The organism is Streptomyces sp. yr375 (assembly GCF_900110755.1).
Lineage (GTDB): Bacteria > Actinomycetota > Actinomycetes > Streptomycetales > Streptomycetaceae > Streptomyces.
Genome location: NZ_FOFF01000003.1, coordinates 266,567 through 279,538 on the forward strand (window position 1 = coordinate 266,567; position 12,972 = coordinate 279,538).

Genomic DNA, 12,972 nt, shown 5'->3' on the forward strand with positions numbered 1-12,972 from the left:
TCAGCCGCGCGCGGCGGCGAGGGACTAGTGGGCCGCGGCGGCGACGTTCTCTGAGGTGAAGCCGTACTCGGCGAACAGGGTCCCCGCGTCGGCGGAGGCGCCGAAGTGTTCGAGGGAGACGATGCGTCCTGCGTCGCCCACGAACCGGTGCCAGGTGAGGCCGATGCCCGCCTCGACCGCGACCCGGGCCTTCACCGACGGCGGCAGGACATGGTCGCGGTACGCGCGCGGCTGCTCCTCGAACCACTCCACGGACGGCATCGACACCACCCGGACGCCGATCCCCTCGCCTTCGAGCGCCTCGCGCGCCGCGACGGCGAGCTGCACCTCGGAGCCGGTGGCGATGAGGATGGCGTCGGGGGCCGCGGTCGACGACTCTGCCAGCACGTAACCGCCCTTCGCCGCATCGGAGTCGGGCGCGTGAGGTCGTCCAGCCCGAGTTCGTAGCCGGCCGGGAAGAGCTGCGTGTAGAGGGTGAGCGAGGTGTGTCCGGGGGACAGGACGAAGCGGTCGCGGCCCGTCCACTCGGGGTCCGCCGGATCGTGCCGCATCACCTTCTGAAAGATCGTGTAGGCGACCGGCGTCAGACTCATGGCCGTACCGGGGTGGCCGTTGCCCACCCGCCGCACGGCGTCCGCCGCCAGCAGGCGTGCGGTGTCGACGGCACGCCGGTCGCGCTCGGTCCACTCGAAGCCGTTCGGTGTGTGCGTGCTCATCTTCAAGAAATCCTCGATCGGAGCGGTCAACTGCACTGGCGTGTTCAAACGTAAAAGTCTGACTTTTAAGGGGGAAGGTCTCCCTGTGTCAGCCTGTGGTGAAAGTGGGACACCCGCGGGCGACATATGAGCGCCAGAGGGTGTCAACCGGGCGGCATGAGAAGGACATGGTGGACATAACTACCCAAGGTGGCGCCGGAGAGGGCATCAGAACCTTCCCCTTCCCCGTCGAACTCAGCGTCGGCGGCGTCGGCATGCAGGTGGGCCCGATGGGTGCCCTGGGCCCCATGGGCGCCGTCCGCACCCGGCACGCAGAGGACGCGCCCCTGGACCGCGTGCACCGCATCGACTTCCACGTCGTGCTGCTCTTCGACGACGGCCCCGTCCGCCACATGATCGACTTCGCCGAGTACGAGGCGACGGCCGGCGACGTGCTGTGGATCCGTCCGGGCCAGGTCCACCGTTTCTCGAAGTCGAGCGAGTACCGCGGAACGGTCCTGACCATGCAGCCCGGTTTCCTGCCCCGGGCCACCGTCGAGGCCACCGGCCTGTACCGCTACGACCTGCCACCGCTGCTGCACCCCGACGGGCGGGAACGCGCGGGCCTGCGCGCGGCTCTGACCTACCTGCAGGGGGAGTACGACGACGGCGGCGCCGACGGCACGCTGCCCGTGAGTCTGCACACGGCGGTGCTGAGGCACTCGCTGACCGCGTTCCTGCTGCGGCTGGCGCACCTCGCGGCGAGCGGGGCGGAGGCGGCGCGGCGCCAGGCCGACACCACCTTCACGCTCTTCCGGGACGCCGTCGAGAAGGACTTCGCAGCCAATCACAGCGTCAGCGCCTACGCAGACGCCCTCGGTTACTCCCGCCGCACCCTCGTGCGCGCGGTCCGCTCGGCCACCGGTCAGACGCCCAAGGGCTTCATCGACAGGCGGGTCGTCCTGGAGGCGAAGCGGCTCCTGGCCCACACGGACCTGTCGATCGGCCGGGTGGGCGCTGCGGTCGGCTTCCCCGACCCGGCGAACTTCTCCAAGTTCTTCCAACTGCACACGGGGCGCACCCCGGTGGCCTTCCGCGCGGAACTGCGCTGAGGCCTACCGGGGTGCGCCCCGTGTGACATGGCGTCAGGCCGGGGTCGGGCGCGCCGGGCGACGCCAGGAGCCGACCGATGGGCGAAGGCGAGCCGAAGTGCGGTAGTTGTCACCAGCAGAGCCGGTTGAGCTGGTGAACGAGACCGGGCGAAGCAGGCTGGTTGCCGCCAGTGAGGCACACGGCTTGTCGCAAGTGCTCATTCGGCAGCCTTTCTGTCACCGGTAGCGAAGATCGCCAGCCGTGAGCTGTCTACGGCGATAGACGGTCTGGTGAGGGGTTGATGGGGACGAGGCGTCCGGCCCCCGGTACAGGACCTCGTACACGAGCCGACGCTGTCGGGTGATCCGATGCGCCACTTCACTCGACGCCAAGCGGCACCGGCCCGGCTTGCAGTTTCGGCCTTGGCGGGAGGGTGGTAGTGGCGGTCGGATCCGCCTGCCGTTCCCGCGTTCAGGAGGCGTGCCGGACCGGTTCGGCTCCGGTCTGGATCAGGAAGTCGGTGAGTACTTGGGCGAGTCGTTCGGGCTGGTCCTCGGGGATGAGGGTGGACGAGTCGGCGATTTCGATCAGTTGGCCCTGCGGGTACAGCTCGGCCAGCCGGGGGCCGTGCTCACGCGGCATCAACCGGTCCTCGGTCGCCCAGACGACCAGTACCGGGCGGTCGAAGTCACGCAGTCGCTCGCTCCAGGCGAGCAAGGTCTCGCGATCGGGTGCCCCGGTGGCGAATTTGGCGAAGTCCCTGCGGATGGCCCTGCTGCGGGTGGCGGGAGCGAACCAGTCGTCCATGATCTCGTCGGGGATCCCGCGCAGGCTCATCCCGCCGTATCCGCCCCGGCTGTGACGGAAGGCGGGAACGCGCATAAGGCGCGTCAGGAGCCAGACGCCGCCGGGAACCCTGCACACCTGCGCCATGGCCTTGGCCGGCCCTGGGGGAAAGTTGTCGAAGGCCTCGCAGGCCACCAGCACCAGGCGCGCGATGTGCTGGTCCTGCCCTTCCGACACCAGGAACTGCCCCCCGCCCCAGTCATTGAGTACGAGGGTCGCCTGGCCCAGACCGAGCCCCTCGATGAACTCGCCCAGAAGCCGGGCGACACCGCGCTGGGACAGGTCGGCATCCGGGTTCATCGGCTGACGGTGACCACCCAGGGGCAGCGTGGGCAGGACGCAGCGGTATCCGTCCAGCAGCGGGACCACCTTGCGCCACTGGGTCTCGTTCATCGGTAGACCGTGGCCGAACACCAGCACAGGCCCCTCACCGCCGGTGTCCTGGTAGTCGATCGGTCCGGACGACAACTCGATTCTCGGCATCTCAACCCCCTACTTGATAGATCGTTCTACTGTAATCTTGGAGGGGAAAGGGGTGGAAGGCAATGGGACAGACGGACACGCGAGCCAGGATCCAGGGTGCCGCCACGGTGCTGTTCCGCCGACACGGCTACTCGGCCACCGGCCTGAAGCGGATCGCGACAGAGGCGGACGCACCGTTCGGCTCGATCTACCACTTCTTCCCCGGCGGCAAGCAGCAACTGGCCGAGGACATGATCCGCACATCCGGAACCGAGTACGGCCGAATGGTCCTGGCTCTGCTGGACAGCGTGCCGGACCCGGTGGAATCCCTTGTACACGCATTCGAAGCGGCTGCGGACGACCTTGCGGCGGCCGACTATGCCGACGCGTGCCCGATCGGGACGGTGGCCTTGGAAGTCGCGAGCAGCAATGAGGTGTTGCGGGTCGCGACGGCAGAGGTTTTCGAGGAGTGGGTCGGTACGGCGACACGGTGGTTCGGCCGCTGGGTGGCCGAACCGAAGACGGCGCAGTCCCTCGCGTACTCGATGGTCATGATGTTGGAGGGGGCTTTCATGCTCAGCCGGGCTGCCCGTGATCCGGAACCGCTGCGGGTGGCCGGCCGATCGATGGCCAGGTTGTTGCGCACAGCCATCACTCATCCCGATCAACAAGGTAGGGAGGACTGATCTCGAACAGCGAGAAAAACAGCCCGTGCGTGAGCGGCGCATGGATTCACGGCCGGCTCCACGCGCCGCAAGACCGCTACACCGCAGCAAGGGCGTCGCCGCCCCGTCCAGGCCGGCAAGCGCCGGGCGGCGGAGCGCACACGCTCGTGGATGAGCGACCACGGCACGACGAGGTGCTTCCGCTGGGATGGCCGCCCTGCCACCCGATGCCTGAAGTGATCCATTTGCCGGTCGGTCAACGTCACACCGGTCGGTGACAGCAAGCCTGCCTTGGTGACAACTATCGCGCGTCGGCTCAGAAGGTCGACTACCCGGCGCTGCGAAGGGTGTTGCTCAGTGCCCGAAGCCCAACCAGTTGACGTTCACGAAGTCCGCCGGCTGGCCGCTGGTGAAGGTCAGATAGACGTCGTGGGTGCCGGTGACGGAGCTGATGTTCGCGGGGATCGTCTTCCAGGTCTGCCAGCCACCGGTGTTGGCCACCGAGAAGCTGCCGACGGGCGTGGCCGTACGGCTGTCGAGGCGGACCTCGACCAGCCCGCTGACCCCGCCGGCCGCACCGCTGGCGACCCGCGCCCTGAACTGGGTCGCCGCCGTCGAACCGAAGGTAACGCCCTTGTACAGCGCCCAGTCGCCGTTCGCGAGGGAGCCGATGTCCTGGCCGCCGCCGGTGTCGGTGGTGGTCTCGGTGGCCGTGCCCGACTGGCTGTCGTAGGACTCGGCCTGGATCGTGCCGTAGGCGTCCCGGCTGCCGGACGGCGGCGGCGTCGCGGTGCCGCCCCCGCCGCCCGCGGCCTGGAGCACCTGCACGTAGTCCACCACCATCGGGTGACCGGGCTCGGTGGCGCCGTCCAGCCCGCCGCCGAAGGCGTCCGGGAACGCGCCGCCCATCGCCACGTTCAGGATGACGAAGTACCCGTGGTTCGTGGCGTTGGCCCACGTCGTCGCGTCGACCTGATTCGCGGTGACGGTGTGGTAGTTGACGCCGTCGACGTAGAAACGGATCGCCTCGGGGGTCACCGAGCGGTCCCACTCCATCGAGTAGGTGTGGAACCCGGCTTGGCAGGTGGCGCCCGGACACGCGACGGAGTTGCCGATGCCGGTCGTCTCGTTGCACGGGCCGCCGGGGTTGCTGCCGCAGTGCATTGTCGCCCAGACCTTGTTGAGGCCCTGGACGTTCTCCATGATGTCCAACTCGCCGACGCCCGGCCAGTTCTGGTAATTGCCCCGGTACGGCCCGCCGAGCGCCCAGAACGCGGGCCAGTAGCCCTCGGCGGCGGTGCCGGTCACGTTGGGCATCTGCAGCCGCGCCTCGACCTTCAGTTTGCCGCCGGCCGGGGGCTGGAAGTCGGTGCGCTTGGTCTCGATACGGCCCGAGGTCCAGTTGCCGGCCGCGTCGCGCAGCGGCGTGATGCGCAGGTTGCCATTGCCGTCGAGGGAGACGTTGTTGGTGCTGCTGGTCATCGTCTCGACCTCGCCGGTGCCCCAGTTGGCCGGCCCGCCCGGATATGAAGTCCCGGTGCTGTACTGCCAGTTGGAGGTGTTGACGCCGGTGCCCGCGGCACCGGTGAAGTCGTCGAGGAAGACCTGCGTCCAGCCGGACGGGGGCGTGGGCGCGGAGGCGCTCGCGGGCAGCGTGACGGCTGCAGCGGCGGCGGCCGCGAGGCCGAGTGTGCTGAGCACGGCGACGAGCGCGCGTCGCCGTCTGGGTATGCCGGAGGTTGCACTCATGGTGGGGGATGCCTCTCGGGTACGGAGTGGGGTGCGCGGGTGACTTCGGGAACACTCCGAGAACGCCCCGTGAACGATCCACGTGCGTTCCACGAACGCTCTGAGAGCGCTCTCAAAGTGGCCCCAATGTGCTCTCCGTCCCGGAGACCGTCAAGAGTTAAAGCAAGGAAAGTCCTTTCGCGGTAGGGAAGTTCACGGCTTGAACCCGCCCAAACATGCCCGGACGGGCCCTTAACCCGCCCGGACAGGCCTCACAGCGCGCTGCCCGCCCGCCACTTTGCCCAGGGCAGGTTCCAGCCGTTGAGCCCGTTGGCCGGGTCGACGGTCCTCTCGCCCGAGTTCTTCACGATCACCACGTCGCCGAGCATCGAGCTCGCGTAGAACTCGTAACCCGCGACGGAGGGGTCGCTCGCGCCCTTGGCGTCGTGCAGCCCGACGCACCCGTGGCTGGTGTTCTGGTTGCCGAACACCGAGGTCGCGGCCCAGTAGTTGCCGTGCACGAAGGTGCCGGAGGTGGTCAGGCGCTGGGCGTGCGGGACGTCGGAGATGTCGTACTCGTCGCCGAGGCCGACCGTGGAGGACTCCATCCGGGTCTGCTCGAACCGCTCGCTGATCACCATGATCCCGGACCAGGTGGTGTGCTCGGCGTCGCCGCCCGACACGGGGTAGGTGGCCAGCGTCGCCCCGTCCCGCCGCACCGTCATCTCCTTGGCGGCCAGGTCCACGGTGCTGATCTGTGCGCGGCCGATGCGGAAGGTGACGTCCTTCGACTGCGTACCGTAGACACCGTCCGTTCCCTCGACGTCCTTCAGTCGCAGACCGAGGGTGATCGTCGTACCGGCCGCCCAGTACGTCTGCGGCCGGAAGTCCAGCCGGGTGTCGCTGAACCAGTGTCCGACGACCTCCACGGCCGGTTCGGCGGTCACCGTGATCGCCTTCTGCACGGCAGCCTTGTCCGTCACGGCGTGCGAGAAGTTGATCGAGACGGGCATGCCGACGCCGGAGGTGGAGTCCGCCTCGGGCGTGAAGTAACCGACGAAGGTCTCACCGGGGGCGGCGGTGGTGAAGGTCGCCGTCTGCGCGGCGCCGCCGTCCGCTGTGGCGGTGACCGTGTACTTCGTGCCGGAGAACGGGTGGGCCGTCGACGTCCACCGGGTGCGGGCCGCGTCGAGGGAGCCCGCCAGCGTCGAGCCGTCGTTGCCCGTCACCTTGACGGAGGCGAGGGTGCCGTCGGCCACGGTGACCTCGACCGGGCTGGTGAACGCGGCCTTCTTGGTGCCGTCGGCGGGGGTGACCGAGATCACCGGCTGCGCGGCGGCCGACGTCCCGCTCTTCGCGTTCTCCGAAGCGCCCGCCGACCCGGCACCGCACCCGGTCAGCGCGACGGCCGGCGCGACGCCGAGCACCGCCAGGATCCCGCGCCGGGACCACCCCCGCGCCCCCTGCGACGGCTCGGACCGTTGCTCGGACCGCTGCTCCGACCGCTGCTCGGGCCGTTGCTCGGACCCGTTCGATATGTGCGAGACGCCCACTGCACGCCTTCCTGAGTTGTCCGTCTTTGTGCCTGCATCCTGCGCCTCCCACCTGGGGCGATCCTTTGAATCCCCCGGCCGCCGTCTGAGATTCCGGTGAGGACGGACGGGCCCGGCGGGGGCCGACGTCACCCGCCGGGCCGGATTCTCATACGGCCGTGTGGTTTGGGACGCCGATCCATGGCTCGCCCTGGGCTCGAACCCGGGTACGGGGGCAGTCTGGAGGAGGTTCGAGCGGGCGGACGGCACACCACCGGCCGGAGAGGGGAGCGCGCATGAAGGTCAATTTCGCGAAGTTCGACGGTTCGCTGCCGTACGCGTCCGAGCTGTACGGGGTGTACCAGCCGCTGCTCGGCTGGAAGTCCACCCGGCTGGCCAAGCGGTTCGGGGCGGCAGGCGACGACCTCAACCGCTCGCTGGCGGCAGCGCTCACCGAGAAGATGCGCCCCTCGTACACCGTGCCGCCCGCATCCGCCACGGCCGCCGGGTCTGCCGGGTCTGCCGGTGGGGCCGCCGTCGCGGGCCTCACGATCGAGCCGGGCGTCCCGGCCCCGACGGTCGCCTCCGCCGTGCCCCCGGTCCTCGACGGGTTCGTCGCCCGCGAACTGACGGCCAGACTCCAGGCCGAGGATCTCACCGACCCGACCGTCTGGGACCGGCTCGTCGGCCCGGCGGGGCTGACCGCGCTGCTGGCGTCCGCCGCGGCGAAGATCACTCAGGGCGGTGTCATCGTCCACGCGCAGGAGGCGGAGGCCGCCGCCGACCCCGCCCTACAGGCGGCGCTGGCCGCCCAGGAGTCGCGGGTCGCGGGCACCCTCCGGCAGTTGCAGCAGTCCGGGCGGTACGACGTCCTGCACGCGATGTTCGCCGCCGGCGCCCACCAGATCGACGTACCGGCGGTCGACGCGCTCGCCGCGCTGCTCGGCCGACGCCCGCCCACCGGCCCCGGGGCGCGCGGCGAGGGCGGTGAGGGGCAGGTGCAGGAGGACTTCATCCCGCCGGCCTCGCTCTCCCCGCTCGGGGTCGTCCACCTCTTCCGGCAGTACTTCTTCGAGTTCGACTCCTTCCTCGGCCCCCCGGTCCAGCACATCTGGCTCAGCCCCGGCTCCAGCGTCGAGCTGATCGAGATCAGCACCCGCCGCACCCTCACCGAGCGGACCACCGAGTCCTCGCTGGAGACCACCGACCGCACCGAGCAGGAGACCCGCACCGAGGACGAGCTGTCCGCGTCCGTGCGCGAGGAGAACGAGAGCAGCACCAAGTTCGGGGTGAGCCTGGACGCCTCGACGGACGGCACGATCGGCGTGTTCAACACCCAGGCCACCGCCCGCACGAGCTACGACACCGAGGACTCCCGCAAGCGGGCCAAGGAGCAGACCCACAAGCAACTGCGGCAGCAGACCATCAAGCTCTCCTCGGAGATCAAGCGCAGTTTCAAGTCGACGTTCAAGACGGTCGTGGAGACCAACGACACCTCCAGCAAGCGGTATCTCCTGCAGAACACCACCGCCCAGCTCGTCAACTACGAACTGCGCCGCAAGATGCGTCAGGTCGGCGTGCAGGTGCAGGACATCGGCACCCAGATGTGCTGGCAGACGTACGTCGACCGGCCCGGCGACCAACTCGGCGTCGCCAAGCTGGTGCACATCGCCCAGCCCCCGGAGACCGAGGTCCAGCCCGCCCAGTTGATCCCGACGCCTGAGGAGTACCAGGAGACCGTCGAGGGCACCTACAAGGGCCCCGACGACGACTACTTCGACACCGCGCTGGACGACCTGCGGCTGTACCCGAAGAACGGCTACGAGTACAAGAGCCACACGAACGTGCAGTGGATGAGCAGCAACGTGGCGGCGCTGGAGATCACCCAGTTCGGGGCGGGCGTCAGCAGGCTCAGGCTGCGGATCAAGGGCCACAGCGGGGACGACGGCGAGATGTTCCCGTACCGCTTCACCATCAACTACGGGCCGACCGCCGACTATCGCAAGCAGATCGAGGACGAGAACAAGAAGCGCCTCGAACACGTCGACCACGAGAAGGAGCGGGTCGCCAAGGAGGCGTTCTACAAGGCGGCGCAGGAGCGGGTGAAGCTGGCCTCCTCGATCGGGCCGCGCCGGTTCGAGGACCTGCGCGAGGAGGAGCGGATCGTGGTCTACCGCGATCTGGTGCGCCAGCTCTTCAAGAGCGTCGGCCTCAAGACCCTCCAGCCGCCGGCCCACCATGTGATGGCCGAGCTGGTGCAGAGCCTGTTCGACGTCGACCGGATGCTGTACTTCGTCGCGCCCGAGTGGTGGATGCCCAGAAAGCTCGCCGTCAAGGAGGAGTTCGGACTGGGAGCGGGCACCGCGGAGTTCGAGAAGAGCACGGTCGTCACCTGGGGCGAGACCAGCAACGGCGACGACTACTACATCACCGCCGACTCCGCCCCCGCCCGCCTGGGCAGCTCCCTGGGCTGGCTGCTCCAGCTCGACGGGGACAACCTGCGCAACGCCTTCCTCAACGCGCCCTGGGTCAAGGCGGTCGTACCGATCCGGCTGGGCCGTGAGTTCGAGGCCCTGGACTGGCTCACCAGCGCGGGCGTCGAGGGCACCGACGGACTGGACGACCTGTACGCGGAGGCGCTGCCCGGCGAGCGCGGGCGCATGCTGCTGGTGCTGAAGGCGTACCGGTGGTCCGATCCGGCCCTCACCGCCCGCTACCGCGATCTGACGCCCGAGCGGTTCACGGTCCACGACGCGATCCGCTACCTGGCGGCGGTGATCTCCGGCGAGTGGGAGAAGTCGCGGGTGAAGGTCAGCGAACGCCTGCCGGACGGCACTCCGGTCAACTACCTGCCCGCCGACCGGGTCTACGAGCGCGGATTCGACCCGCTGGACAAGGGGTTCGAGGCGGCGGGGACCGAGCCGTTCACGGTCTTCGACCAGTGGATCGAGGTCATGCCGACCGAACAGATCGTCGCCACCGAGGTCCGGTACGACCCCAAGACCGGGATGCAGCTCTGACATGCCGGACCGGCTGATCCTCACGCTCCTGGACGTCCCCGGACAGCCACCGGCCGGGGAGGCGCGGGTGGTGGTCGAGTGGACCGACCCGCCCGGCGTCCCGCCGTCCCCGCTGCCCCGGTCGCTCACGGTCACCGTCCCCGCCGGGCGGCCCGCCGTCCTCGGGCCCTTCCCGGACGGCTGGACGCGGATCGCGGTGCGGGTCACGCACCCCGACTACGCCCCGGAAGCGGTGACGCTCACCGCCCGCCCGCGGCCTGGTCCGCCCACCGGGCCGCCGCCCCCGGTCCACTGGGACAACCGGGGCGCGGCCGTGCTCCGCACCGGCGACGACCTCCGGCTCACCCTGGAACTGGGCCGGATCCGGCAGGCCCCGCTCGCCGAACCGCCCCCGCCGGGGACCAGGCCGACCGGAGAGCCCGCCGGCGTCTTCTTCACCGAGGGCTCGGGGCTGCCCCGCCGCTACTACCGGCTGAACGTGCGGGTGCCGCCCGAACCGCGCCCGCGCTGGCTGAACGAGACCAGGATCCGCACGCTCGTCGACACACCGGCCACGACCGGCCCGACAGGCGCGGGCACCGGCAGCGGCGGTCCCGGCACCGGTTCGGGACCGGGCTCGGGCTCGGCTTCCGGTGGGGGCGGCGGCGGAGCGCCCACCTCGCTCGGCGACACGGCGCAGGACGGCTGGGCGCGGTTCTCCTCCGTCGAGACGCCCGTCGCCCTCGACCGCACGGGCGGCTTCCTCTGGCTGGAGTACGGCGGCGTGTCCGGCGAGCGGCCCGGCGACCCGCGCTTCCTGGTGGCCGTCTGGGCGCCGCAGCTCACCGCCCGCCTCACGGGCCGGGCCCTCGACGCGGTCTGCTTCTTCTCACCGAGCACGGCGACGCTCGGCTACCCCCGCACCACGTACCCGTTCCGCACGGGGTATCCGTACGTGGTGACGCCGGGCGGTGTGGCGGCCGGTACGATCCCCGCCCAGCCGTACGTCGGCCTCGGCTACCGCTATCTGATGACGCAGTCCTGCTTCATCCAGGCGCAGCACGTCTCCCGGCGTCCCGCCGTCCTGGTGATGCCGATCTTCCCGGCCCCGGCCGAGGACAAGGACAAGGAGCGGAACAAGGAGAACGCGCGGCACGCCTGGCAGCCGTTCAACTCCCAGGAGGGGATGCACCGGCTGCTGCTCGAAGTGGTGCACTTCCTGCACCGGTTCGGGTACGGGCGCGCCGGCTCGACCGGAGCCGGGGACGACTTCTCCGCGTGGCAGGGGAGCAGCGCGCCGGTCGGCGCCCTGCCGCCGCTGCCCCGGCCGTCCTGGTCGTCCCCGGTGGTGGAGCGGCCGCCCGAGCTGCGCAATGTCACGGTGGCGGCGTTCAGCGGCGGGCTCTCGGGGGCGTTCCCGCTGTTCGCCCGCCCGAAGATCTCGCTGCCGCGCTACTACCCGCCGGCACTCTTCGGCGCGGACGGCTTCTCCGACGTCTGGCGCGAGTGGTGGGACGTCGACTGCGACCTCGACGCGGCCCGCACCGGCGTCCGCACCCCGGACTACGAGCGGGCGCTGCTGACCTGGTTCGACGGCCGCAGCGGGGACCGGGACCGACGGGTCCGGCTCTACCACTCCCAGTTCACGGCCGGGACGAGACCGGGCGACCAGCTCTTCGCCGGGCTGGCCAAGCGCAGGCACACCGTGACGAAGGGCCATGCGCCGGGGATCGCCGAGGAGTGGCGTGATCCGGACGGCCGCTGGTCGGCCGCCTTCTACCGGGACGGGCTGCTCCTCGCCACCTCCCGCCCCGAGGGCGTGCTTCCGGCGTTCCCCCTGGTCACCGACGGCGGCGACTCGGGCAACCTGGCGGGGCGCGCGGTGCTGACCCACCTCTTCACCACCGCCATCGCCTTCGGCCACGCCTCCACCCTGCGCGCGAACGACTGAACCCCGGGGGCGGCATGCGAAGGGCCAGGACGCACGGCACGCACCCGGGGGTGCACAGCGCTCACCCGGCCCCGGCGCTCACTCGGGCCGACCCTCCGGCTGCCATCCCAGGGCCCGCGAGATCCCCCGGGCCGCGAGCCGTACCGCCGGTACCAGCACTGGGACGGTCGCGCCGGCGTGCGGGACGACGACCGACACGGCGGCCACCACCGCCACCCGGCCCCGGCGCTCACTCGGGCCGGCCCTCCGGCTGCCAGCCCAGGGCCCGTGAGATCCCCCGGGCGGCGAGCCGTACCGCCGGTACCAGCACTGGGACGGTCGCGCCGGCGTGCGGGACGACGACCGACACGGCGGCCACCACCGCGCCGCCCGGACCGCGCACCGGAGCGGCCACCGACAGGGCGTCCGCCGTGACCTGACGGCTGCTCACCGCGACGCCCGTGCGCCGTACTTCGGCCAGTACCCGGCGCAACCGCGCGGGATCGGTGATGGTGTGAGCGGTGTAGGACGCCAACGGCCCGGCGCAGTAGGCCTCTTGGAGTTCGGCGTCGCCGTGTGCGAGGAGCGCGAGGCCGACGCCGGTGACGTGCAGCGGCCAGCGGGCGCCCACCCGGATGTGCACGCCGACCGCCGAACGCCCCGACAGCCACTCGGTGTATACGACCTCGGAGCCGTCCCGCACCGCCAACTGCACGTTCTCGTGCGTGGCTTCGTACAGGTCCTCCAGGTAGGGCAGCGCCACCTGGCGCAGCGCCAGACCGCGCGGTGCCAGCGCCGCGACCTCCCACAGCCGCAGCCCCACGTGGTAGACGCCGGACGCGTCCCGCTCCAGGGCGCCCCACTCGGTCAGCGCGGCCACCAGCCGGTGCGCGGTGGAGAGGGTCAGCCCGGCGCGGCGGCCGATGTCGGTGAGGGACAGCGCGGGGTGCGTGTGGTCGAACGCGGCGAGCACGGCCAGCAGCCGGTCCGGCGCGGAACGTGAGGTCATGGCGGGCCCCGTCT

The 12,972-nt window shown here is 70.6% G+C and carries 8 protein-coding genes and 2 pseudogenes; 4 read left to right on the forward strand and 6 right to left on the reverse strand.

Features of this window, described 5'->3' with window-relative positions:
- Positions 1 to 24: 24 nt before the first annotated feature.
- Together BMZ82_RS05595 and BMZ82_RS42640 are read right to left on the reverse strand one after the other, a co-directional pair.
- Positions 25 to 447 (reverse strand): annotated as a pseudogene (locus BMZ82_RS05595) (transketolase C-terminal domain-containing protein); the annotation flags it as partial.
- A gap of 32 nt (positions 448 to 479) precedes the next feature.
- Positions 480 to 842: pseudogene (locus tag BMZ82_RS42640) on the reverse strand (hypothetical protein); the annotation flags it as partial.
- 41 nt (positions 843 to 883) lie between these two features.
- Here BMZ82_RS42640 and BMZ82_RS05605 point away from each other — a divergent pair.
- Entirely contained in the window at positions 884 to 1,807 is a 924-nt protein-coding gene (locus BMZ82_RS05605; protein WP_093772264.1) for a helix-turn-helix domain-containing protein, read from the forward strand.
- 451 nt (positions 1,808 to 2,258) lie between these two features.
- Here BMZ82_RS05605 and BMZ82_RS05610 read toward each other — a convergent pair whose 3' ends face one another.
- On the reverse strand, positions 2,259 to 3,116 hold the full coding sequence (locus BMZ82_RS05610; RefSeq protein ID WP_093772266.1) for an alpha/beta fold hydrolase: 858 nt from the start codon (positions 3,114 to 3,116) through the stop codon (positions 2,259 to 2,261).
- Between the two features lie 62 nt (positions 3,117 to 3,178).
- Between BMZ82_RS05610 and BMZ82_RS05615 the strand changes: the two genes are divergently transcribed.
- Entirely contained in the window at positions 3,179 to 3,781 is a 603-nt protein-coding gene (locus BMZ82_RS05615; RefSeq protein WP_093772268.1) for a TetR/AcrR family transcriptional regulator, read from the forward strand.
- Between the two features lie 333 nt (positions 3,782 to 4,114).
- Here BMZ82_RS05615 and BMZ82_RS05620 read toward each other — a convergent pair whose 3' ends face one another.
- Both BMZ82_RS05620 and BMZ82_RS05625 read right to left on the reverse strand, forming a co-directional pair.
- Positions 4,115 to 5,509, reverse strand: a complete 1,395-nt coding sequence (locus BMZ82_RS05620) for a glycoside hydrolase family 16 protein (protein WP_093772270.1) — start codon at positions 5,507 to 5,509, stop codon at positions 4,115 to 4,117.
- A 251-nt stretch (positions 5,510 to 5,760) separates the two neighbouring features.
- On the reverse strand, positions 5,761 to 7,041 hold the full coding sequence (locus BMZ82_RS05625) for a L,D-transpeptidase (RefSeq protein ID WP_093772272.1): 1,281 nt from the start codon (positions 7,039 to 7,041) through the stop codon (positions 5,761 to 5,763).
- Between the two features lie 275 nt (positions 7,042 to 7,316).
- Between BMZ82_RS05625 and BMZ82_RS05630 the strand changes: the two genes are divergently transcribed.
- A complete protein-coding gene (locus BMZ82_RS05630; RefSeq protein ID WP_093772274.1) occupies positions 7,317 to 10,040 on the forward strand; it encodes a hypothetical protein in 2,724 nt (907 codons plus the stop codon).
- A 1-nt stretch (position 10,041) separates the two neighbouring features.
- Positions 10,042 to 11,970 carry a hypothetical protein gene (locus BMZ82_RS05635; RefSeq protein WP_093772275.1) on the forward strand — a complete coding sequence of 643 codons (1,929 nt, stop codon included), beginning with the start codon at positions 10,042 to 10,044 and terminating at the stop codon, positions 11,968 to 11,970.
- Between the two features lie 229 nt (positions 11,971 to 12,199).
- Here the strand turns inward: BMZ82_RS05635 and BMZ82_RS05640 are convergent, their stop codons facing one another.
- On the reverse strand, positions 12,200 to 12,958 hold the full coding sequence (locus BMZ82_RS05640) for an IclR family transcriptional regulator (protein WP_093772277.1): 759 nt from the start codon (positions 12,956 to 12,958) through the stop codon (positions 12,200 to 12,202).
- Positions 12,959 to 12,972: the final 14 nt, after the last annotated feature.

What these genes read in the sequence shown, in the direction of transcription:
- BMZ82_RS05605 (WP_093772264.1), top strand. Translation starts at nt 884, where the DNA reads ATGGTGGACATAACTACCCAAGGTGGCGCCGGAGAGGGCATCAGAACC.
- BMZ82_RS05610 (WP_093772266.1), bottom strand. Translation starts at nt 3,116, where the DNA reads ATGCCGAGAATCGAGTTGTCGTCCGGACCGATCGACTACCAGGACACC.
- BMZ82_RS05615 (WP_093772268.1), top strand. Translation starts at nt 3,179, where the DNA reads ATGGGACAGACGGACACGCGAGCCAGGATCCAGGGTGCCGCCACGGTG.
- BMZ82_RS05620 (WP_093772270.1), bottom strand. Translation starts at nt 5,509, where the DNA reads ATGAGTGCAACCTCCGGCATACCCAGACGGCGACGCGCGCTCGTCGCC.
- BMZ82_RS05630 (WP_093772274.1), top strand. Translation starts at nt 7,317, where the DNA reads ATGAAGGTCAATTTCGCGAAGTTCGACGGTTCGCTGCCGTACGCGTCC.
- BMZ82_RS05635 (WP_093772275.1), top strand. Translation starts at nt 10,042, where the DNA reads ATGCCGGACCGGCTGATCCTCACGCTCCTGGACGTCCCCGGACAGCCA.
- BMZ82_RS05640 (WP_093772277.1), bottom strand. Translation starts at nt 12,958, where the DNA reads ATGACCTCACGTTCCGCGCCGGACCGGCTGCTGGCCGTGCTCGCCGCG.